Here is a 21,449-nt window from a genome sequence, read left to right as displayed (position 1 = left end):
CCTTCGCGCACACTCAACGGGGGTTGAAGTATGAAGCTTCGTCATGTCCGTGCCATTGCCGTCTTCGGCATCGCCCTGGTCGCGCTCACCGGCGCCCGCGGCTCCGGCGGGGCCAGCTGCAGCGGCAGCTCCGGCGGCTCCAGCCACTCCAGCAGCAGCGGCTCCGACAGCAGCAGCAGCTCCAGCAGCAGCTCGTCCGGCAGCGTCAGCGGCGTCGGCGGCTCGTCGCGCGACCGCGCCGCCCGCGACATCAAGATCGACGAGTGCGCGCTCAGCGCGGACGGCAAGAACCTCGTCGCCAAGCTGACCATCACCAACAGCGACTCGTCGGCGTACCTCTACGACGTCACCATGCAGTTCAAGGGTGACGCCGGCAAGCCCGCCGGCCTGGCGGTCGCCCAGGTCGACGACCTGCGCGTCGAGGGCGGCGCCTCGAAGTCCACCGAGGCCACCACCCCGTACACCGGCACCGGCAACGGCTCCGAGTACACCAAGTGCGAGGTCGCCTTCGCGAACCGCACCGCCGCCTGAGCCGTCTCTTCGGCGCAGTGCCTCAGCGGATCCGGTAGCCCCCGCCCCCGCCCCGCCCCGTGAACAGCCCGGCCTGCCGCTCCGGCGGCAGATTGCCGAGCGACACCAGGTGCGGGGCGTGGGCCAGGGCGCCCGTCCTCGCCGGTTCCTTCGCCGACCACAGGGCCCGTACGGTGCCCTGCACCGCCTCCGTCGGGTACGAGGCGACGACGGTCGCGGCCGCCCGCGCGGCGGCGAGCGCCCCGCCCGGCTCGGTCACCTCGCTGACCAGCCCGGTCTCGTACGCGCGCCGCGCCGAGACCCGTTCGGCCGTGCCCATCAGCGCCATCCGGGCGATCTCCCCGTACGGCATCCGCTGGGCCATCAGGATCGTCTCGAACGCGGACACCATCCCGTACGTCGTGTGCGGGTCGAAGAAGGTCGCGTCCTGCCCGGCCACCACGAACTCCGCCTCGGCGATCAGGTAGAACGCGCCGCCGCAGGCCATCCCCTCCACCGCCGCCACCACGGGTTTCCACAGGTCGTTCGCCTTGGGGCCGATCGTGAGCAGCGGATCGTCGATCGTGTACGGCGACGAGGGCTGCGGCACGTTCCCCGCGGCGTCGCGGTCGATGCCGGTGCAGAAGGCCCGGCCGCCCGCGCCGGTGACGACGATCGCGCGGACGTCGTCCTCGTACCGGAAGCCCCGCCACACCTCGCCCAGGGCCCGGGCCATCTCCAGGGTGATCGCGTTGTGCTTCGCGGGCCGGTCGAGCGTGACGACGGCGACGCCGCTCTCCTTGTCCCGCTCGACGTGGACGCTCATCCCCGCTCCAGGATCCAGCGCGGCACGGTGACCCCGTCGACCTCGGCGAACGTCACCCGCACGGCCGCGCCGATCCGCAGCCGCGCCGGGTCGACGGAGTCCAGCGGCGCGTCGGGCGCGCTCACGACGTTGCCGACCAGCCGGATGCGGGGCGCGTCGGCGAGTTCGACGAGGACCACGTTGTACGGGGCCTGGGCGGCGTAATCGGGCAGCAGTGGCGGATGCGGCAGCACGTACGACCAGATCCGGCCGCGGCCGGACATCAGGCGCCACTCGCTCGCGAAGGACTGGCAGGAGGGGCAGCAGGGGCGCGGCGGGAACCGCAGTTCGCCGCAGGACGTGCAGGACTGGACGCGGAGTTCGCCCCGGGCGGCGTACTCCCAGAAGGGCGCGCCGTCCTCGTCGACGACAGGTGACAGCATCGTTCAGCTCCTCAGCAGTACGGCGGACGTGGGGACGCCCTCGCCGGCGGTGACGAGGCAGGTGGCGGCGTTCGGGACCTGAGCGGTGGACGTGCCGCGGAGCTGCTTCACGCCCTCGTTGATGAGGTTGAAGCCGTGCACGTAGGCCTCGGAGAGCCCGCCGCCGCCGGTGTTGAGCGGCAGCCGCCCGCCGATCTCCAGCGCGCCGCCCTCGGTGAACGCCCCGCCCTCGCCCCGGGCGCAGAAGCCGTACCCCTCCAGGGAGAGCGGGACGAGCGGGGTGAAGGCGTCGTAGATCTGGGCCACGTCGACGTCCTCGGGCCCGAAGTCGGCCTGCTTCCACAGGTGTCGGGCGGCGGTCCAGGCGGGGCCGGTGAGCGGGTCGTCGTTCCAGTAGTTGACCATGCCGTGGTGCTGTGCGGGCAGGCCCTGCGCGGCGGAGTGCACGTACACGGGCTTCTGCCGGCAGTCGCGGGCGCGTTCGGCGGAGACGATCACGCAGGCGAGCGCGCCGTCGGTCTCCAGGCAGTTGTCGAAGAGGCAGAGCGGTTCGCTGATCCAGCGGGCGGTCATGTACATCTCGCGGGTCAGCGGCCGCTCGTACATGATCGCGGCGGGGTTCTGGTTGGCGCGGTTGCGGCAGGCGAGGGCGACGTTGAACAGGTGGTCGCGGGTGGCGCCGTACTCGTGCATGTAGCGGCGGGCCAGCATGCCGATCTCGTCGGCCGGCCGCAGGAGCCCGAAGGGCCGGGTCCACTGGCCGGGGGTGGGCAGCTGGACGGCGGTGTTCTTCCAGGGCCGGGGCCCGGAGCCGCGTTTGCGGGAGCGCCAGGCGACGCCGACGGTGGCCTGCCCGGCGGCGATGGCGGCGGCGAGATGCCCGACGGTGGCGCAGGAGCCGCCGCCGCCGTACCCGACCTTGCTGAAGAAGGTGACGTCGCCGGCGCCGATCGCCTTGGCGACCTCGACCTCGTCGGTCTCCTCCATCGTGTACGAGGCGAAGGCGTCGACCTCGGACGGCGCGATGCCGGCGTCGTCGAGCGCGGCGAGGATCGCCCGGCAGGCGAGCGTCCTCTCGGACTCGGGCAGCTGTTTCGCGAAGGAGGTCTGCCCGATCCCCACGACGGCTGTGCGGTCCTTGAGCACGGCAACCCCCTCGGTCGTCCCCACTGCTGACAGCGCGTCAGGCTACAGCTAATCTGACGGACAGTCAGCTCTTTGGGAGAGGGTGGATGCGGATGCGCGGCGACCTGGAGTGGGGCTCGATACCGAGGCTGGTGCGCGCGGCGGCGGAGCGGTACGGATCGCGGGAGGCGGTCGTCGAGGGCCGGCTCCGGGTCTCGTACGCGGAGCTGGGCGAGCGGGTGGAGCGCGCGGCGGCGGCGTGCGTCGCGGCCGGGGTCCGTGCCGGGGACCGGGTCGCGATCTGGGCGCCGAACACCCTGGACTGGATCGTCTCGGCGCTCGGCGCGGTGACGGCGGGCGCGGTCCTCGTCCCGCTGAACACCCGCTTCAAGGGCACCGAGGCGGCGGACGTACTGGCGAGGTCACGCGCCCGGCTCCTGTTCGTCACGGGCACGTTCCTGGGCACGTCGTACGTGGCGTCGCTGCGGCGGACGGGGGCGGAACTCCCGGACCTGCGACAGGTGGTGGTCCTCGGCGACACGGCCCCGGAGGACTACACGACGTGGAAGGAGTTCCTGGCGGCCGGGGACGGGGTGACGGGGGCGGAGGTCGGGGCGCGGGCGGACGAGGTGGAGGGCTCGTGGCCCTCGGACATCGTCTACACCTCCGGGACCACCGGCCGCCCGAAGGGCGCGGTGATCACCCACGAGCAGACCCTGCGCTGCTACGACGTGTGGGCGGAACTGGCGGGGCTGCGGCAGGGCGACCGGTACCTGATCGTGAACCCGTTCTTCCACACCTTCGGCTACAAGGCCGGGATCATCGCCTGCCTGATGCGGGGCGCGGTGATGGTCCCGCAGCCGGTGTTCAACGTGGACACGGTCCTGGCGAACATCGCGGCGGAACGGATCTCGGTCCTCCCCGGCCCCCCGACCCTCCACCAGTCCCTGCTGGACCACCCGGCCCGCGCCGCGCACGACCTGTCCACCCTCCGCCTGGTCGTCACCGGCGCGGCGGTGGTCCCGCTGCGGCTGGTGGAGCGGCTGCGGGAGGAACTGGGCGTGGCCACGGTCCTGACCGCGTACGGCCTGTCGGAGGCGAGCGGCATCGTGACGATGTGCCGCCGCGGCGACGAGGCGGAGGTGATCGCGACGACCTCGGGCCGCCCGATCCCGGACACGGAGGTCCGCCTGTCGGAGACGGGCGAGGTCCTGGTCCGCGGCCACCACGTTATGCGCGGCTACTTCGAGGACGAGCAGGCGACTCGGGAGGCGATCGACGCGGACGGCTGGCTGCACACGGGCGACGTCGGCGTCCTGGACGAGGCGGGCAACCTCCGCATCACCGACCGCATCAAGGACATGTTCATCGTCGGCGGCTTCAACGCCTACCCCGCGGAGATCGAGCAACTCCTGGGCCTCCACCCCGACATCGCCGACGTCGCTGTCATCGGCGTCCCGGACCCCCGCCTCGGCGAGGTCGGCAAGGCATACGCCGTCCGCCGCCCCGGCGCGACCCTCACGGCGGACGACCTGATCGCCTGGTCCCGCCGGGAGATGGCCAACTACAAGGTCCCGAGGCAGGTCGAATTCGTCCCGGAGCTCCCGAGAAACGCCAGCGGCAAGGTGGTGAAGGGCGTGCTGCGGGCCCGCCCCTGACCGAGGCGAGGAACGGGACGGGTCCGGCTACGCCCGCCGGATCGTGGCGGGCACCGGGCCCGCCGGGTGGACGGTGATGTCGAAGGCGGGGCCGGGCCGTTCGAGCAGCGTCGGGACGAACGCGGGGAGCAGGCGCTCCAGCAGTACCCCGGCCTCGCGGAGTGCGAACTGGGCACCGAGGCAGGCGCGGGGGCCGAGGCCGAAGGGGTAGTACGTGCCGTGGCCCGAGGGCCGGCGGGCGGGGTCGGTGAACCGGTCGGGGAGGAAGGCGTCCGGGTCGGGCCAGAGGCCGGGGTCCCGATGGGTGAACCAGGGGCTGGTGAGGATGATGTCCCCGGCACGGACGCGGTACCCCGCGAGGACGTCGTCCTCGGTGGCGTACCGGGGCATGAGCCAGGCGATCGGGTAGAGCCGGAGGGTCTCGGCGACCAGCGCCTGGACACCGTCGGCGCCGCGGTCCAGGGCCCAGCCGCGCCAGTGGGGCTCGGCGTCGAGGAACAGGTACAGCCAGGCGAGGGTCGAGGCGGTGGTCTCGTGCCCGGCGAAGACCAGGGTGACGAGCTCGTCGCGGACCAGTTGCTCGGTGTAGTGCCGCGCCTGCTCGGCGTCGAGCAGGACACGGAGGAGTCCGTCGCCGGAGGGCTCGGCGCGGACCTCGTCGACGGTCCGCTTGACGACGGCGTCGATGCGGGCGACCTCCGCGGTGAGGTCGGGCGGGGTGTCGCCGGGCCGGGGGACGACGGGGAGCGCGCTGATGACCGCGTCCACGGCACGCAGTTCGTCGTAGGTCTCGTGGGTCACGGGCCGCCCGGTCAGGCAGCGCCAGATCACGTCGAGCGAGTAGAACCGCAGGTCGGCGGCGAGATCCCGGACCTCGCCGGTGCGCGCGGCACGCTCCCACAGCTGTGTCGTCCGCTCGGCGGCCCCTCCGATGGCCGGCTCGAACCTGCGGATCCCCTGCCCCGTGAAGTACCGCTGCAGCAGCCGCCGCTGGGACCGCCACGCCTCCCCGGCCGCCGTCAGCACCCCGCCCCCGAACAGCGGCGCCAGCCGGTGCGACCGCTTCACGTACCGCTCCGGATGCAGCGCCAGGACGTGATGCACGGCCTCGGGGAGGGACACGAGCACGGCGTCGGCCGACCCGAGGGACACCCGGGCCACCGGCCCCGCCTCCCGTACGCGCCCGAGGAGCTCGAAGACGGATCCCCCGCGCTCCTGCCACGCGGCCACGTGCGCGGGGGAGAGGGCGGGCGGTGCGGGGACGGCAGGGTCCGACGGCACGAACGTCATGGCAGGGCCTCCACGGGAACGGCAACCGCTCCCACCCTGCCCGCCGGACACGCCCCGCACCCGGCCCACGCGCCCGGGCGCCGAAAATCGCCCCCGCGCAGCCGGTTTCCGCCCCCGAGCAGCGGGTTTCGGCCCTTCCGCCGTGCACGCCGGAAGGGCCGGGCGGATGCCCGGCCCTTCCAGGTCGCGTTCGGTCGTCGTGCGCCGCGCTCAGCCTGCCGGGTCCCCCCGGTCCGGCAGGCGTCCCCCGAGCGCGGCGCGCGTACGGCCGACCGCGTACGGCCCCGGCGGCTCCCCCGTTCCCGTGCCGCCGCGGCCGTACCCCGTGGGGGAGTGGTTACTTGGCCGGCTCGCTGGTCGCGTGGGCGTCGAGCGGCTTGATCGGCTCGGACGTGGCGTGGGCGTCGAGCGGCTTGATCGGCTCGCTGGTCGCGTGGGCGTCGAGCGGCTTGATCGGCTCGGACGTGGCGTGCGCGTCCGTGGGCTTCAGGTTGTCGGCCATGAGGATCAACTCCTGTAACTGTTCGGGCTGAAGAGCGGACCGTCCGCCCGGCAACTCCCCCGTGGATCGCCGGGCGGACGTCCAGGGCCGATCACCATAACGGTGGGGCCTCATGACAATCCGTCTGCCCCCCGACGCGACGGATCGACATGCACGAGAGTGGCCTGCGGCGATAAACGATTGATGAACGGCCTGGTCGGCTCAGGCGACCGCGGCCGGGTGCAGCAACGCCCGGACGTCGGCCGCCTCGGGCGAGTCCAGCCCCTCGAAGACCGCGAGTGCCTCGCGCCAGCACACCCGCGCCCGGTCGACCTGCCCCAGTGCCGACAGTCCACGGCCCAGCACGGTGAGGACGTTGGCACGACGCCAGTCGCCGCCGATGCCGTGCAGGACCGCGAGCGCCTGCTCGGCGTGCGAGGCCGCCGACGCGGGCTTGCGCTCCGCGAGGTACACCTCGGCCAGACGGAAGAGCGTCATCCCGTGCCAGAGCTTCTGGCGGCTCTCCTGGAAGACGCTGAGGGCCTCGGCGAGCACGCTGCGGGCCTGGGCCGTCTCGTCGGCCGCCGTGAGCGCGAGTCCGAGGGCGTACTTGCCGTTGGCGAGCCGCAGCGGCAGGCCGGCGTCGGCCTTCTCGTAGATGGCGATGCCCTGGCGCGCCAGCTCCACCGCGCTCTTGGTCCGACCCATGGCGAGGTGCACCCGGGACAGGTTGCACAGGGCGCTGGCCTCTCCGGGCCGGTTCTCGTCCGCCCGGAACGCGTCCAGCGCCCGCGACAGATGGGCTTCGGCGTCGGCGTGCCGGCTCTCGTACAGCGCGATGATCCCGCGCTGGTTCCGCGCCTGTCCCAGCGAGACGGGGTCGCTCGCGGCCACCCCGCACTCCAGCGCGCGCCGTGCCTCCTCCTCGGCCTCCGTGAACCGCCCGGACGTGCTGTGCACATGCGTCAGCATCGTGCGCGCGCGGCCCTCGGCCAACGGGTCGTCCGCCGCCTGCGCCGCCTCGCTCACCGAGACGGCCGCCTGCGCGAACTGATGGGTGTTCGCCCCCGACTCACCCAGGTCCACCGTGGCCATCAGCAGATCGGCGGCACGGCGCAGCATCCCCGCCGCGGCGGACTGCCGTGCGCAGGCGAGCAGCCCGCCGGCCTCGGTGAACAGCCAGTCCAGCGCGGCTTCCCGGTCGCCGAACGCGAGTCCCGGGTACCGGGTCCGCTCGAAGTGGTCCAGCACCCGCTCCCCCGGCCGCTCGATCGCGTACACGCCAGCCGCCGTCGACAGGTAGAAGTCCAGGAGGCGGGACAGCGCCGCCTCCCGTTCCGCCGGGGGCTGTTCGTCGCGCTCCGCGCATGCACGCGCGTAGAGGCGCACGAGGTCGTGGTAGCGGTACCGGCCCGGTGCCGCGGACTCCACGAGGGAGGTGTCGACGAGGGCCTCCAGGAGGTCCTCCGTGTCGTGGAGCGGCAGGTCCAGGACCGCCGCGGCGGCGGCCAGCGAGATGTCCGGGCCGTCCGCCAGGCCCAGCAGACGGAACGCGCGGGCCTGGGCCGGCTCCAGCTGGCCGTAGCCGAGTTCGAACGTGGCCTTCACCGCGAGGTCGCCCGCCTGGAGCTCGTCCAGGCGGCGCCGCTCGTCCGCCAGCTTGGCCGCGAGGACCGACACCGTCCACGTGCGGCGCGCCGCGAGCCTGGACGCCGCGATGCGGATCGCCAGCGGCAGGAAGCCGCACGCCGCGACCACGTCGAGCGCCGCCTCCCGCTCCGCCTGCACCCGCTCCGTCCCCACGATCTTCGTGAAGAGCTGCAGCGCCTCCTCCGGGGACATCACGTCCAGGTCCACCAAATGCGCCCCGGCCAGGTCCACCATCCGGATCCGGCTGGTCACCAGCGCCGCGCAGCCCGCCGTGCCCGGCAGCAGCGGCCGGATCTGCGCCGCGTCCCGCGCGTTGTCCAGGAGGACGAGGACCCGGCGGCCGTCCAGCGTCGAGCGGTACAGCGCCGCCCGCTCGTCCAGCGAGTCCGGGATCGCCGAGTCCGGCGTGCCCAGCGCCCGCAGGAACGCGCCGAGCACCGTCTCCGGCGTCGCCGCCCGCGCCCCCGCGCCCTGGAGGTCCACGTACAGCTGACCGTCCGGGAAGTGCGGGCGGGCCGCGTGCGCCACGTGCACCGCGAGCGTCGTCTTGCCGACGCCGCCGATGCCCGCCAGCGCGGACACCGCCATGACGTGGCCCTCCGCCGTCGCGAGCCGGTCGCCCAGCTCCCGTACGAACGCGGCCCGGCCGGTGAAGTCCGGCACCGTCGCCGGCAGCTGCGCGGGCCGCGACACGGTCACCGGCGCGGGCGCGGGCTCCTCCACCGGGCGGGCGAGTTCCGCGTCGGCCCGCAGGATGCGCTGCTGCAGCCGGGACAGCTCCGGGCAGGGGTCCACGCCCAGCTCGTCGGCGAGCAGCCGCCGGGTGTCCGCGTACACCGCGAGCGCCTCGGCCTGCCGGCCGCTGCGGTACAGCGCCAGCATCAGCAGCCCGCGCAGCCGCTCGCGCAGCGGGTGCGCGGCGGTCAGCGCGGTCAGTTCGGAGACGGCCTCCGCGTGGCTGCCGACCTCCAGGTCCATGTCGAGCCGGGTCTCCAGGAGGGTGAGCCGCCACTCCTCCAGACGGGCGCGCTGCGTCTCCGCGTACGGGCCGGGCACGGAGGCCAGTACCTCACCGTCCCACAGGCCGAGGGACGTGTTGACGCGGTCGCGCGCCGCGCCGCGGTCGCCGGCCGCCCGCAGCTTCTCCGCCTCGGCGGCCAGGTCCTGCGCGACGTTCAGGTCGAGGGCCGCGCGCGGGGCGCGGATCGCGTACCCGCCCGCGTCGCTGACCAGCACCCCCGGGCCGAGCACCTTGCGCAGCCGGGAGGCGTACGTGCGGAGGGCGGCGAGCGCCTGGGAGGGGGGCTCCTCGCCCCAGATGCCGTCGATCAGCTCGCCCGCGGTGGCGGTGCGCCCGTCGCGCAGCAACAGCGCGGCGAGCAGTGCCCGCTGCTGCGGAGAGCCGGAGGGGAGCGGCTCCTCGTCCCGCCAGGCCCGGACGGTCCCGAGCACGCCGAAGCGGAGGTCGGAGGGCCCGTCGGCGGCGGGTACGGAGCCCCCGGTGCCGCTCTCCCCGGCGGGCACGGCGTCCCCGACGCCGTCCGTCGCGTCGGCGGGTACCACGTCACCCGGCGCGTCAGAGGTCGCGGCCTGTTCGGCCGCGGGCAGCGCGGACGGGCGCGTCGCGGTCGTGGCCGCCGCGTGCTCGGGGCCCGTTCGCGGAGCTCTCTGCTCCGGCACTCGCGGGCCGTTCTCACGGTCCATAGCTCCCCCTGCCTGTACCGCTGGTTTCGCCCAGGACAGTCTGCCTTGTCCGGAGGGCGTGCGTCAGCATCGGGTGACTGTCTGCACAGGATCTGCCGCACCGATAGCTGACGATGCGTCAGATCGGCGCTACCGTGAAGCCATGGAGACCTTCCCGAAGATCATCTCGGTGGACGACCACACCGTGGAGCCTCCCGGCGTCTGGCGGGACCGGCTCCCGTCCAGGTACCGCGACATCGGGCCCCGCATCGTCCGCGCGCCCCTGAAGGAAATGACCTTCCTCGGCGGCAAGTTCGCGCCCGTCATGGGCGCGCCCGGCGACGACGGCCCGATCGGCGACTGGTGGGTCTACGAGGACCTGCACCGCCCGCTGACCCGCCTCGACACCGCCGTCGGCTACGACAGGGACGAGATCAAGCTGGAGGTGATCACGTACGAGCAGATGCGGCCGGGCTCGTACAGCGTCCCCGACCGGCTCGCCGACATGGACGTCAACCACGTGCAGTCCGCCCTCTGTTTCCCCACCTTCCCCCGTTTCTGCGGCCAGACGTTCACCGAGGCGTCCGACCGCGAGCTGGGGCTGCTCGGCGTGCGCGCCTACAACGACTGGATGGTCGAGGAGTGGTGCGGGCCCGAGGCGCACGGCCGGCTCATCCCGCTCACCCTCGTCCCGCTCTGGGACGCCGAGCTCGCCGCCGCGGAGGTCCGGCGCAACGCCGCCCGCGGGGTGCGCGCCGTCGCGTTCTCCGAGATACCCCCGCACCTCGGCCTGCCCTCCGTGCACACCGACTACTGGGACCCGTTCCTGCGGGCCTGCGACGAGACCGGAACGGTCGTCGCGATGCACATCGGCTCGTCCAGCCGGATGCCGTCCACCTCGGCGGACGCCCCGCCGGCCGTCGGCTCCACGATCACCTTCGCCAACTGCTGCTTCTCGATGGTCGACTGGCTGATGAGCGGCAAGTTCGAGCGCTTCCCCCGTCTGCGGGTCATGTACGCGGAGGGCCAGATCGGCTGGATCCCGTACATCCTGGAACGCGCGGACGTGGTCTGGGAGGAGAACCGCGGCTGGGGCGGCGTCGCCGACAAGGTCACCCGGCCGCCGTCCGAGCTGTTCGCCGGGCACGTGTACGGCTGCTTCTTCGACGACGCCTTCGGGCTGCGCAACCTCGACTCCATCGGCGTCGGCAACGTCCTGTACGAGACCGACTACCCGCACTCCGACTCCACCTGGCCCAAGTCCCGCGAGGTCGGCGAGGCGCAGATGGGCCACCTGGACCCGGAGACGGTCGAGCGGATCGTGCGCGGCAACGCCATCGACCTCCTCGGGCTGACCGAGGACGGCCTCTGGCCCGGCGCGTGAACCGCCCCCGGGTCCCGTAGGGCGGCCCCGCGTCCCGTCCTGTCCGCCCCACCCCTTGCCTGACGGTCAGTCAGTGACGACGATGGGGCTCCCATTCATATCTGACGTAGCGTCAGGAAACCCGGCCAAGGGGTGGGTCCAATGGTGATGTACGGGATGCAGCTCCCGGTCCAGTCGCAGAGCACCATGTACGCCGAGTCCTGGGAGGCCGCCGCGGGCCCCGCCGATCTGGCGGAGATCGCCCGCGTCGCCGACCGGACCGGCTTCGGCTATCTCGCCTCCTGCGACCACGTCGCCATCCCGCGGCGGCTCGCCGGGGCGATGAGCACGGTCTGGTACGACCCCGTCGCCACGCTCTCCTTCCTCGCCGGTATCACCGAGCGGGTCCGGCTGATGTCGCACGTCGCCATCGTGGGGCTGCGCCATCCGCTGGTCTCCGCCAAGGCGTACGCGACCCTCGACCGGCTCTCCGGGGGCCGGCTGATCCTCGGCGTCGGGGCCGGGCACGTGCAGGAGGAGTTCGAGGCGGTCGGCGCGGACTTCACCGGGCGCGGGGCGCTGCTCGACGAGACGATCGACGCGCTGCGGGCGGCGCTCGGCCCGGAGGAGTACCCCGAGTTCGCCGGCGAGCGGTTCGCCTTCAAGGACCTCGGGCAGCGGCCCCGGCCGGTGCAGGAGCGGGTGCCGCTCTGGGTGGGCGGCTCCTCGCCCGCCGCCGTGCGCCGCGCCGCGCTCCGCGGCGACGGCTGGCTGCCGCAGGGCGACCCGCGCGACCGGCTGCCGGCGAAGATCGCGAAGCTGCACGCGCTGCGCGAGGCGGCCGGCATCGGGACGCCGCCGACCGTCGGCGCGATCACCGAGCCGCTGTACGTCGGCACGGCCGGCTGGGACGTCGGGCGGCGCACCCTGACCGGCGGGCCGGAGGCCCTGGCCGACTCGCTGCGCGCGTACGGGGACATGGGCGTGCACCAGATCCAGGTCCGGTTCCGCTCCCGGAGCCGTACCGAACTCACCGACCAGATGGCGGCGTTCGCCGCGGAGGTCGCACCACTCTTGAGCTGAGGAGCGTGGCAGGGATGGGCAAGCTGGACGGGCGGGTCGTCATCGTCACGGGCGCGGCGCGCGGGCAGGGCGAGCAGGAGGCCCGGCTGTTCGCCGCCGAGGGGGCCCGGGTGGTCCTCGGGGACGTCCTCGACGACGCGGGCGAGGCGCTGGCGAAGGAGCTGGGCGAGGAGAGCGCGGCGTACGTCCACCTCGACGTCACGCGGGAGGGGGACTGGACGGCGGCGGTCGCGCACGCGAAGGAACGCTTCGGCCGGATCGACGGGCTGGTGAACAACGCGGGGATCCTGCGCTTCAACGAGCTGGTGTCGACGCCGCTGGCGGAGTTCCAGGCGATCGTCCAGGTCAACCAGGTCGGCTGCTTCCTGGGCATCAAGGCCGCCGCACCCGAGATCGAGGCGGCCGGCGGCGGCACGATCGTCAACACCGCCTCGTACACGGGGGTGACGGGCATGGCGGGCGTGGGTGCGTACGCGGCGACCAAGCACGCGGTGGTCGGGCTGACCCGGGTCGCGGCGGTGGAGCTCGCGGCGAAGGGGATCCGGGTGAACGCGGTCTGTCCGGGGGCGATCGACACCCCGATGAGCAATCCCGAGGGCGTGGACCCGGCGGCGACGGCGGAGCTGTACCGGGGGCTGGTGCCGCTCGGCCGGATCGGGCGGCCGGAGGAGGTGGCGGCGCTCGCACTGTTCCTGACCGCCGACGACTCCTCGTACATCACCGGCCAGCCGTTCGTCATCGACGGCGGCTGGCTGGCGGGCGTGAAGCTGTTCTGAGCCGATCCCGAGCCGTTCTGACGCTTCATCAGCTATTGACGCACCCGTCGTGCGGTGCGACAGTCGGGCACATCAAGAATCTGACGGTACGTCAGAAATGCTAGGGACGAGGACGGTGAACCCCCTTGGAATTCGGGATCTTCGTGCAGGGATACGTCGGCAAGCGCGCCGAGACCGATCCCGAAGCCGAGCACAAGGCGCTGATGGAGGAGACCGAGTACGTCATCCAGGCGGACAGGTCCGGCTTCAAGTACGCCTGGGCCTCCGAGCACCACTTCCTGGAGGAGTACTCGCACCTCTCGGCGAACGACGTGTACCTGGGCTACCTCGCCCACGCGACGGAACGCATCCACCTGGGCTCGGGCATCTTCAACCCGCTCGCCCCGGTGAACCACCCGGTGAAGGTCGCCGAGAAGGTCGCCATGCTCGACCACCTGTCGGGCGGGCGCTTCGAGTTCGGCTCCGGGCGGGGGGCCGGCTCCCACGAGATCCTCGGGTTCTTTCCCGGCATCACGGACATGAACCACACGAAGGAACTCTGGGAGGAGACGATCGCCGAGTTCCCGAAGATGTGGCTCCAGGACGAGTACGTCGGCTTCCAGGGCAAGCACTGGTCGCTGCCGCCGCGCAAGATCCTGCCGAAGCCGTACGGGAAGTCCCACCCGGCGATGTGGTACGCGGCCGGGTCCCCGTCCTCGTACGCGATGGCGGGCCGGAAGGGCCTCGGGGTCCTCGGTTTCAGCGTGCAGAAGGTCTCCGACATGGAGTGGGTCGTCGACTCGTACAAGACGGCGATCAAGGAGGCGAAGGCGGTCGGCGACTTCGTCAACGACAACGTGATGGTGACGTCCACGGCGATCTGTGCGGAGACGCACGAGAAGGCGGTCGAGATCGCGGTCGGCGGCGGCCTGAACTACCTCCAGTCCCTCCTGTTCCGCTACCACGACACCTTCCCGCGCCCCGAGGGCATCCCGGAGTGGCCGGAACTCCTCCCCGAGTACTCGGCGGAGATCATCGAACTCCTCATCCAGGAGGAGCTGATGATCTGCGGCGACCCGTCGGAGGTCCTGGCCCAGTGCAAGCGCTGGGAGCAGGCGGGCGCGGACCAGCTCTCCTTCGGCCTGCCGATCGGGGTCTCGTACGAGGACACGATGAACACGATCAAGCTGATCGGCGAACACGTGATCCCCGAGATCGACACCGACCCGGTCCACCGCACGACCCGCTTCCGGGGCGCGGCGGGGAACTGAGGCGGCCCACCACTGAGCGCGGGGCGGTGTCTTCCCGGACCGCCGCCCCGTACCGGCCCCGGCCGGAGGCCGTTCCGCGGCGGCCTCCGCCGGGGCACACCCGTGTCCACGCGCAGAAAGGACCGTCATGCTCGACCACCTGATCACGGGCGCCACCGTCGTGGACGGCACCGGCGCCCCCGCCTTCACCGCCGACGTGGGGATACGCGACGGGCGGATCGTGTTCCCCGGGCCCGGGGAACGGGCGGAGGCCCGTACCACCGAGGACGCCACCGGGCTCGTCCTCGCGCCCGGGTTCGTCGACCCGCACACGCACTACGACGCCCAGCTGTTCTGGGACCCGTACGCCACCCCGTCCCTCAACCACGGCGTCACCACCGTCGCCGGCGGGAACTGCGGCTTCACGCTCGCCCCGCTCCACCCCGACCGGCCCGAGGACGCCGACTACACCCGCCGCATGATGTCCAAGGTCGAGGGCATGGCCCTCAAGGCCCTGGAGGAGGGCGTCGACTGGAGCTGGTCGTCCTTCGCCGAGTACCTCGACGCGCTCGACGGGCGGATCGCCGTCAACGCCGGGTTCATGGTCGGGCACTGCGCCCTGCGCCGGTACGTGATGGGCGCGGACGCCGTCGGCGGGCAGCCCACCCCCGCCCAGCTCGACCAGATGGTCGCGCTGCTCAAGAGCGCCATGGAGGCCGGGGCCTGGGGCCTGTCCACCACCCAGTCGTCCACCCACTCCGACGGCGACGGCGCCCCCGTCGCCTCCCGGCACGCGGAGCCCGCCGAGCTGATCGCCCTGTCGAAGGCCGTCGGCGAGCACGACGGCACCCAGCTGGAGGCCATCCTCGCCGGCTGCCTCGACCAGTTCTCCGACGACGAGATCGAACTGTTCGTCGAGATGACCGCCGCCGCCGGCCGCCCCCTCAACTGGAACGTGCTCACCATCGACGCCGCCGTCCCCGAACGCGTCCCGCGCCAGCTCGTCGCCTCCGAACGGGCCCGCAAGGCCGGCGGCCGGATCGTCGCCCTCACCATGCCGATCCTCACCCCCATGAACATGTCCCTCGGGACCTTCTGCGCGCTCAACCTCATCCCCGGCTGGGGCGAGGTCCTCGGCCTCCCCGTCCCCGAACGGATCGCCAGGCTCCGCGACCCGGACGTCCGGGACGAGATGCTGCGCCGCGCCGACTCCAAGGAGGCCGGCGTCTTCCGCCGGCTCGCCCGCTTCGACCGGTACGTCATCGGCGACACGTACAGCCGCGAGAACGAGGGCCTGACCGGCCGGGTCGTGAAGGACATCGCCGCCGAACGCGGCCAGGACGCCTTCCAGTGCCTCGTCGAGATCTGCGCCAACGACGAGCTGCGCACCGTCCTGTGGCCCATGCCCACCGACAACGACCCGGCCTCCTGGGCGCTGCGCCGCGAGACCTGGGAGCACGAGGACGTGATGCTCGGCGGCTCCGACGCCGGCGCGCACCTGGACCGGATGTGCGGCGCCCCGTACACCACCCGCTTCCTCGGCGACTGCCTGCGCGGGCGGAGGCTGCTGCCGCTGGAGCGGGCGGTGAAGATGCTGACCGACGACCCGGCCCGGCTGTTCGGGCTCCGCGGGCGCGGCCGGATCGCCGAGGGGTACCACGCCGACCTGGTCCTCTTCGACCCCGAACGGATCGACGCGGGCCCGGCCACCCTCGTCCACGACCTGCCCGGCGACAGCCCCCGGCTCGACTCGAAGGCGCTCGGCGTCGTGTCGGTCCGGGTCAACGGCGTCGAGGCCATCCGGGACGACCGGGTGACCGGCAACCTCCCGGGGCTCGTGCTGCGCTCCGGCCGCGACACGGAGACGGTGGCGACCCGATGAGCACGGAACCGCGAACGGAGAAGCTGTACATCGGCGGCGCCTGGGTCGAGCCCGACGGCGGCCACTACGAGGTGATCGACCCGGCCACGGAGGACGTCGTCGGCCACGCGCCGGAGGCCTCCCGCGCCCAGGTGTACGAGGCCGCCGCGGCCGCGAAGGAGGCCCTCGGCGCCTGGTCGCGCACGAAACCGGAGGAGCGGGCCGCGATCCTCGACCGGGCCGCCGACCTCATGGCCCGGGACGCCGAGGCCAACACCGTCCTCGCCCAGGCGGAGACCGGCGCGACGACGGGCACGGCCCGCGGCATGCAGGTCGCCGTCGGCGTCTCCCGCTTCCGGCGGTACGCGCGCGGCGCCCTGGAGCCGGTCGAGCAGGCGCTGCCGCCGCAGATCAACGAGGCCGGGCCGATGGGGAAGGCCGGGGTCTTCGGCGCGGTCGCGGTGCGCCGCCCGGTCGGCGTGGTCACCTGCATCACCTCGTACAACAACCCCTGGGCCAACCCGGCCGGCAAGGTCGCCCCGGCGCTCGCCATGGGCAACACGGTGGTCGTGAAGCCCGCCCCGCAGGACCCGCTGTCGGTGTACGCGATGGCCCGGGCCCTCGAGGAGGCGGGCGCCCCGCCCGGCACGGTCAACGTGGTCACCGGCTCCGCGCCGGCGGTCGGCGCGGCGGCCGTGGACTCCCCGGACGTCGACATGGTGTCGTTCACCGGCTCGACGGCCGTCGGGCAGGCGATCGGCGAGGTCTGCGGCCGGACGATGAAACGGCAGCTGATGGAGCTGGGCGGCAAGGGCGCCGCCCTGGTCCTCGACGACGCCGACCTCGACTCGGCGGTGATGGGCATCGGCACGACGTTCGCGTTCTACAGCGGCCAGATCTGCACCGCGCCGACGCGGGTGCTCGCCCAGCGCGGGATCCACGACCGTCTGGTCGAGAAGCTCACCCGCTATCTCGCCTTCATGAAGGTCGGTGACCCGAGGGAGAAGGGGACGGTCGTCGGCCCGGTGATCTCCGCGGCGCACCGCGACCGGGTGGAGTCGTACGTGGAGCTGGGCCGCAAGGAGGGCGCGCGGGTCGTCGCGGGCGGCGAGCGGCCGGACATGGCCCGAGGCTTCTACGTGGCGCCCACGCTCCTCGTGGACTGCACGAACGACATGCGGGTGGTCCGGGAGGAGATCTTCGGCCCGGTGGTCGTGGTGGTGCCCTTCGACGACGAGGAGGAGGGCGTCGCGCTGGCCGACGACAGCGACTACGGACTGATCGACTACGTGTGGTCGGGGGACGTGGCCCGCGCATTCCGCATCGCGGGCCGGCTGCGGGCCGGCGGGGTCGGGATCAACACGGTCGGCCGGAACATGGAGGCGCCGTTCGGCGGCTTCAAGAAGAGCGGCGTGGGGCGGGACGTGGGCTCGTACGCGCTGCATGCGTACAGCGAGCTGCAGGCGGTCGTCTGGCCGGGCTGACGACCGGTCCGGCGACCGGCTGACGACCGCTCGGAAAGTTCCTCGGGAAAATTTGAAACCGGACATTTGGGGTGCGGCTGCGGTTCCCGCATATCGGACGTGATCGCGTATGCCGGTGGAACGACCGGTGTACGCGATCGTAAATCTTTCAATCACTGGACTTTTCGGGTCGACGGCCTGGCAATGCAAGGCGTACCCCGCGTACTGGTTGTGGAAAGTGATCTTCCGGATGTGGAAACCGCAGCACTTAACGTCCTGTTCATGACTCAGGTGGACATGCGGCCCCAGGCCGGAGACACGGTAAGGGGCGTTGCGGCGCCCGGCGACGCCCAGGGCGTACGCGACAAAGGACTCGGCGGGAACTCCGTCGGGCTGATGGGCGGCGCCGTCATCGGCGTCTCGACCGTGGCCCCCGTCTACTGTCTGACCTCCACGCTCGGCCCCACGGTCGGCGAGGTCGGACTCCAGATGCCCGCGATCTTCCTCATGGGCTTCCTGCCGATGCTGCTCGTCGCCTTCGCCTACCGCGAGCTGAACCGGGCCCTTCCCGACTGCGGCACCTCCTTCACCTGGACGGTGAAGGCGTTCGGCCCCAAGATCGGCTGGATGTGCGGCTGGGGCCTGCTGATCGCCACCATCGTCGTCCTCTCCAACCTCGCCGGCGTGGCGACCTCCTTCTTCTGGCTCACCGCCGGAGAGATCACCGGCAGCGACAGCGTCGCCGCCCTCGACGGCAACAAGGCCGTCCACATCGCCACCACGCTGGTCTTCATCGCCATCGCCACCGCGATCAGCTACCGCGGCATCACGGCCACCAAGTGGGTCCAGTACGCCCTCGTCGGACTCCAGCTCGCGGTCATCGCGATCTTCGCCGTCATGGCCATCAGCAAGGCCGACGAGGTCGCCGGATCGATCGACTTCTCCCTCAGCTGGCTGAACCCCTTCGGCGTCGAGTCGTTCTCCGCCTTCACCGCCGGCCTGTCGCTCTCGATCTTCATCTACTGGGGCTGGGACGCCTGCCTGTCCATCAACGAGGAGAGCACCGGCAGCGCCCGCACCCCCGGCCGCTCCGCCTTCCTCGCCATGGTCGTCATCGTCGCCTCGTACCTCGTCGTCGCCATCGCCGTGCAGATGTACGCGGGCATCGGCGAGACCGGCACCGGCCTCGGCAACCCGGACACCTCCGACAACGTCTTCGCCGTCCTCGCCGGCCCGGTCATGGGCTCCGGCCTCGGCATCCTGCTCTTCGTCGCGGTCCTCGCCTCGGCGGCGGCCAGCCTGCAGACCACCTTCATCCCGGTCGCCCGCACGGCGCTCGCCATGAGCAGCTACGAGGCCTTCCCGCCGGCCTTCGCGAAGGTCCACCCCCGCTTCAAGACCCCGGGCCGCGCCACCGTGGTCGCGGGCGTCGCGACCGGCGTGTTCTACGCGGTGATGAGCCTGGTCAGCGAGAACGTCCTGGTCGACACGATCTACGCGCTCGGCCTGATGATCTGCTTCTACTACTCGATCACCGCGTTCGCCTGCGTCTGGTTCTTCCGCAGGGAGCTGACCGCCTCCTTCTCGAACCTGATGGTCAAGGGCGTCCTGCCGGGCATCGGCGGCCTGATGCTCACCGCCGTCTTCGGCAAGACCCTCTACGACATGTGGGACCCGGCCTACGGCTCCGGCTCCTCGGTCCTGGGCATGGGCTCGGTCTTCGTCATCGGCGTCGGCCTGCTGCTCCTCGGCGTGGTCATCATGCTGGTCATGCAGCGCCGCAGCCCGGCCTTCTTCCGCGGCGAGATCCTCACGAAGGAGACCCCGTCGCTGGTCGTCCCCGACTGACGGCGAGCGGCCCGGGAGGCCGTACGCACCCCTGAATCATGAACGCCGAGGTGGCGGGACCGGAAGACGGTCCCGCCACCTCGGTGCTCACCCGGCGCCTCGGTCAACGGGTGCTCCAACTCGGCCGCCGAACAGCGGGGTTACGGGCGGATGGCCCGGGCTGCATCCTGTTCGAAGCCGCGTCCGTGAGCGGAGCGCAACCACGCTCTTACAGCGGAGAAATCGCGGAGCGAGGGCCCGTGCCTACCGTCGTACGGCGTGACTCCCACAGCAATCGTCTTCCGGCACCTCGCACGGCTGACCCCCGGCTGGCGCACCATCCGAGGGCGGGTCACCGTCGTTCTGGCCGTACCCACCTGCCTGCTCCTCGTCCTCACCGGCCTCGCCGTCGCCGACCGCGCCGGAGACTGGGCCGCCGCACGCGAGACCCACGACCGGGTCGACCGCGTCCTCGCGGTCCAGGCCCTCGTCCACGAGCTCCAGCGCGAGCGCGGGCTCAGCAACGGGCTCCTCGGGGGCGCCCGCCAGTACCGCGACGACCTCGACGTCCAGCGGACCCGCTCCGACACCGCCCGCACAGCGCTCGGCGACCTGATCGGCGCCGACCCGCTCGGCCGGCTCGGTGCCGTGCGCTCGTCCGTCGACGCAGGCGGCACGCGCAGCGAGACCTTCGCGTTCTACACCGACGCCATCACTGCCCTCACCCGCACTCATACCGCGCACGCGGCCGGCGGCGACCGTGCCCTCGGCGACGCCATGGACGCGCTGCGGGCGCTCGGCGACGCCACCGAATCCGTGGCCCTGGAGCGTGGATCCCTCAACGGGGTCTTCGCCGCCGGACGCTTCCGGACCGATGAGTACCTGGCCTTCGCCGAGGTGCGGGCTGCCCGGGTCGCCGCCCTCGGCCAGTTCGGCAAGTCCGCGACCGCCGGCCAGCGCGCGGCCCTCGACAAGGCCCTTGCCACCGCCGACGCCCGCCGCGCCGCGGACCTGGAGAAACGGGCCGCGGCGGCGGCCGACGGCTCCCGGCTCGCCGTCGACCCCGACCTGTGGTGGCGGTCGATGACCGTCCTCGTGGACGACCTGTACGGCGTGCAGCGCACCGTCGGCGCGGACGCCCGGGCCCGGGCCGGCGAGCTCAGCGAGGCGGCCGGCAGGCAGCTCGCCGGATTCCTCGCCCTCGGCATCCTGATCGTGGCGGTCGCCGCCGCCCTCGCCGTACTCTCCGCGCGCTCCATCACCCGCCCGCTCGGCGCGCTCGCCGAGGAGGCCGACGAGGTGGCGGGAGTACGGCTGCAGGAGGCGGTGCAGCGCATCCAGGAGGCGGACGCGGGCGCGGAGCCGGCGGCCACCCCGCTTCCGTACCGCCCGGACGCACCCGCGCCCGGCAGCGCCCAGGAGATCACCCAGCTCGCGGCCGCGCTGCGGAATGTGGAGCGCACGGCCGTCGGCCTCGCCGCGCAACAGGCCGCCCTCCGCCGCAACACCTCCGAGTCGCTGGCCAACCTCGGCCGCCGCAACCAGAGCCTGCTGCGCCGCCAACTCGGGCTCATCACCGCCCTGGAGAGTCAGGAGATCGACCCGGAGGCGCTCGGAGAGCTCTTCGAGCTCGACCACCTCGCCACCCGGATGCGCCGCAACGCCGAGTCGCTGCTCGTCCTCGCCGGCGAGCAGGAGCCGCAGCGGGCTTGGCCGGGCACGGTCACCACCCGGGAGGCAGTGCAGTCGGCGATCGCGGAGGTCGAGCAGTACCGGCGCGTGGCGACGGCCGACATCGAACCCTGCCGCATCCGCGGCGACGCCGTCGCCGACCTGTCGCACCTGCTGGCCGAGCTGATCGAGAACGCGCTGGTCAACTCGGCGGCGCAACTGCCGGTCGAGGTGTACGGCTGGCGGGACCTCGACGAGTACTGCCTGGCCGTCGTGGACCGGGGCATCGGCATGGGCGCGGAGGCCCTGGCACGGGCCAACGCCCGGCTGGCCGGCGACGAGAGCTTCCTGGTCGCGCCCTCCCGGCAGCTCGGCCACTACGTCGTCGGCCGGCTGGCCGCCCGGCTGGGCGCGCAGGTCGAGCTGCGCCCGACGGACGGCTCCGGCATCACGGCGTACGTGGGTCTTCCGGCGACGGTGCTCGCGGCGGAGGGCGTCGTACCGGCCACCGCCGCTCATTGACGGATCGCT

16 protein-coding genes are annotated in these 21,449 nt (G+C 72.7%); 10 read left to right on the top strand and 6 right to left on the bottom strand.

Annotated features, from left to right (window positions below):
* Positions 1–30: 30 nt before the first annotated feature.
* Positions 31–531 carry a hypothetical protein gene (locus ABZO31_RS13995; RefSeq protein WP_406861508.1) on the top strand — a complete coding sequence of 167 codons (501 nt, stop codon included), beginning with the start codon at positions 31–33 and terminating at the stop codon, positions 529–531.
* Between the two features lie 22 nt (positions 532–553).
* Here the strand turns inward: ABZO31_RS13995 and ABZO31_RS13990 are convergent, their stop codons facing one another.
* The 3 genes from ABZO31_RS13990 to ABZO31_RS13980 are packed head-to-tail and all read right to left on the bottom strand — an operon-like array spanning position 554 to position 2,904.
* The gene (locus ABZO31_RS13990) at positions 554–1,336 is read right to left on the bottom strand and encodes an enoyl-CoA hydratase/isomerase family protein (protein WP_406861507.1); all 783 of its coding nucleotides are present in this window, start codon (positions 1,334–1,336) and stop codon (positions 554–556) included.
* The gene (locus ABZO31_RS13985; protein ID WP_406861506.1) at positions 1,333–1,758 is read right to left on the bottom strand and encodes a Zn-ribbon domain-containing OB-fold protein; all 426 of its coding nucleotides are present in this window, start codon (positions 1,756–1,758) and stop codon (positions 1,333–1,335) included. The genes ABZO31_RS13990 and ABZO31_RS13985 overlap by 4 nt, the downstream gene beginning before the upstream one ends.
* A 3-nt stretch (positions 1,759–1,761) precedes the next feature.
* Positions 1,762–2,904 carry a lipid-transfer protein gene (locus ABZO31_RS13980; protein ID WP_406861505.1) on the bottom strand — a complete coding sequence of 381 codons (1,143 nt, stop codon included), beginning with the start codon at positions 2,902–2,904 and terminating at the stop codon, positions 1,762–1,764.
* Between the two features lie 92 nt (positions 2,905–2,996).
* Between ABZO31_RS13980 and ABZO31_RS13975 the strand changes: the two genes are divergently transcribed.
* Complete coding sequence (locus ABZO31_RS13975; RefSeq protein WP_406861504.1) at positions 2,997–4,541, top strand: FadD3 family acyl-CoA ligase; 1,545 nt, start codon at positions 2,997–2,999, stop codon at positions 4,539–4,541.
* Between the two features lie 27 nt (positions 4,542–4,568).
* Here ABZO31_RS13975 and ABZO31_RS13970 read toward each other — a convergent pair whose 3' ends face one another.
* The 3 genes from ABZO31_RS13970 to ABZO31_RS13960 form a co-directional block, all read right to left on the bottom strand.
* Positions 4,569–5,831: a cytochrome P450 gene (locus ABZO31_RS13970; protein ID WP_406861503.1), complete on the bottom strand. Its 1,263-nt coding sequence runs from the start codon at positions 5,829–5,831 to the stop codon at positions 4,569–4,571.
* Between the two features lie 337 nt (positions 5,832–6,168).
* Positions 6,169–6,333 (bottom strand): hypothetical protein, encoded by a 165-nt coding sequence (locus ABZO31_RS13965; RefSeq protein WP_406861502.1) that lies wholly within the window; start codon positions 6,331–6,333, stop codon positions 6,169–6,171.
* Between the two features lie 201 nt (positions 6,334–6,534).
* The gene (locus ABZO31_RS13960) at positions 6,535–9,666 is read right to left on the bottom strand and encodes an AfsR/SARP family transcriptional regulator (RefSeq protein ID WP_406861501.1); all 3,132 of its coding nucleotides are present in this window, start codon (positions 9,664–9,666) and stop codon (positions 6,535–6,537) included.
* 142 nt (positions 9,667–9,808) lie between these two features.
* Between ABZO31_RS13960 and ABZO31_RS13955 the strand changes: the two genes are divergently transcribed.
* The 8 genes from ABZO31_RS13955 to ABZO31_RS13920 all read left to right on the top strand — a co-directional run bounded on the left by ABZO31_RS13955 (position 9,809) and on the right by ABZO31_RS13920 (position 21,440).
* On the top strand, positions 9,809–11,029 hold the full coding sequence (locus tag ABZO31_RS13955; RefSeq protein WP_406861500.1) for an amidohydrolase family protein: 1,221 nt from the start codon (positions 9,809–9,811) through the stop codon (positions 11,027–11,029).
* A gap of 141 nt (positions 11,030–11,170) precedes the next feature.
* Positions 11,171–12,091, top strand: coding sequence for an LLM class F420-dependent oxidoreductase (locus tag ABZO31_RS13950; protein ID WP_406861499.1), 921 nt, complete (start codon positions 11,171–11,173; stop codon positions 12,089–12,091).
* Positions 12,092–12,105: 14 nt separating this feature from the next.
* Entirely contained in the window at positions 12,106–12,867 is a 762-nt protein-coding gene (locus ABZO31_RS13945; RefSeq protein ID WP_406861498.1) for an SDR family NAD(P)-dependent oxidoreductase, read from the top strand.
* Between the two features lie 125 nt (positions 12,868–12,992).
* A complete protein-coding gene (locus ABZO31_RS13940) occupies positions 12,993–14,117 on the top strand; it encodes an LLM class flavin-dependent oxidoreductase (RefSeq protein ID WP_406861497.1) in 1,125 nt (374 codons plus the stop codon).
* A 127-nt stretch (positions 14,118–14,244) separates the two neighbouring features.
* Positions 14,245–15,978 carry an N-acyl-D-amino-acid deacylase family protein gene (locus ABZO31_RS13935; RefSeq protein ID WP_406861496.1) on the top strand — a complete coding sequence of 578 codons (1,734 nt, stop codon included), beginning with the start codon at positions 14,245–14,247 and terminating at the stop codon, positions 15,976–15,978.
* Entirely contained in the window at positions 15,975–17,441 is a 1,467-nt protein-coding gene (locus ABZO31_RS13930) for an aldehyde dehydrogenase family protein (protein WP_406861495.1), read from the top strand. Before ABZO31_RS13935 ends, ABZO31_RS13930 begins: the two co-directional genes overlap by 4 nt.
* Before the next feature lie 261 nt (positions 17,442–17,702).
* Positions 17,703–19,268, top strand: coding sequence for an APC family permease (locus tag ABZO31_RS13925; protein ID WP_406861494.1), 1,566 nt, complete (start codon positions 17,703–17,705; stop codon positions 19,266–19,268).
* Positions 19,269–19,526: 258 nt separating this feature from the next.
* Positions 19,527–21,440, top strand: a complete 1,914-nt coding sequence (locus tag ABZO31_RS13920; RefSeq protein WP_406861493.1) for a nitrate- and nitrite sensing domain-containing protein — start codon at positions 19,527–19,529, stop codon at positions 21,438–21,440.
* Positions 21,441–21,449 lie beyond the last annotated feature (9 nt).

Origin of the sequence: Streptomyces solicamelliae (genome assembly GCF_045348655.1) — a bacterium.
GTDB lineage: Bacteria > Actinomycetota > Actinomycetes > Streptomycetales > Streptomycetaceae > Streptomyces > Streptomyces solicamelliae.
The sequence above is the reverse complement of the archived record's forward strand: the minus strand, read 5'-3'. Positions and strand labels throughout refer to the sequence as shown.

Excerpts from the sequence above, each read along its gene's own strand:
- ABZO31_RS13995 (WP_406861508.1), top strand. The coding sequence starts at position 31 with ATGAAGCTTCGTCATGTCCGTGCCATTGCCGTCTTCGGCATCGCCCTG.
- ABZO31_RS13990 (WP_406861507.1), bottom strand. The coding sequence starts at position 1,336 with ATGAGCGTCCACGTCGAGCGGGACAAGGAGAGCGGCGTCGCCGTCGTC.
- ABZO31_RS13985 (WP_406861506.1), bottom strand. The coding sequence starts at position 1,758 with ATGCTGTCACCTGTCGTCGACGAGGACGGCGCGCCCTTCTGGGAGTAC.
- ABZO31_RS13975 (WP_406861504.1), top strand. The coding sequence starts at position 2,997 with ATGCGCGGCGACCTGGAGTGGGGCTCGATACCGAGGCTGGTGCGCGCG.
- ABZO31_RS13970 (WP_406861503.1), bottom strand. The coding sequence starts at position 5,831 with ATGACGTTCGTGCCGTCGGACCCTGCCGTCCCCGCACCGCCCGCCCTC.
- ABZO31_RS13965 (WP_406861502.1), bottom strand. The coding sequence starts at position 6,333 with ATGGCCGACAACCTGAAGCCCACGGACGCGCACGCCACGTCCGAGCCG.
- ABZO31_RS13960 (WP_406861501.1), bottom strand. The coding sequence starts at position 9,666 with ATGGACCGTGAGAACGGCCCGCGAGTGCCGGAGCAGAGAGCTCCGCGA.
- ABZO31_RS13955 (WP_406861500.1), top strand. The coding sequence starts at position 9,809 with ATGGAGACCTTCCCGAAGATCATCTCGGTGGACGACCACACCGTGGAG.
- ABZO31_RS13950 (WP_406861499.1), top strand. The coding sequence starts at position 11,171 with ATGGTGATGTACGGGATGCAGCTCCCGGTCCAGTCGCAGAGCACCATG.
- ABZO31_RS13945 (WP_406861498.1), top strand. The coding sequence starts at position 12,106 with ATGGGCAAGCTGGACGGGCGGGTCGTCATCGTCACGGGCGCGGCGCGC.
- ABZO31_RS13935 (WP_406861496.1), top strand. The coding sequence starts at position 14,245 with ATGCTCGACCACCTGATCACGGGCGCCACCGTCGTGGACGGCACCGGC.
- ABZO31_RS13930 (WP_406861495.1), top strand. The coding sequence starts at position 15,975 with ATGAGCACGGAACCGCGAACGGAGAAGCTGTACATCGGCGGCGCCTGG.
- ABZO31_RS13925 (WP_406861494.1), top strand. The coding sequence starts at position 17,703 with ATGACTCAGGTGGACATGCGGCCCCAGGCCGGAGACACGGTAAGGGGC.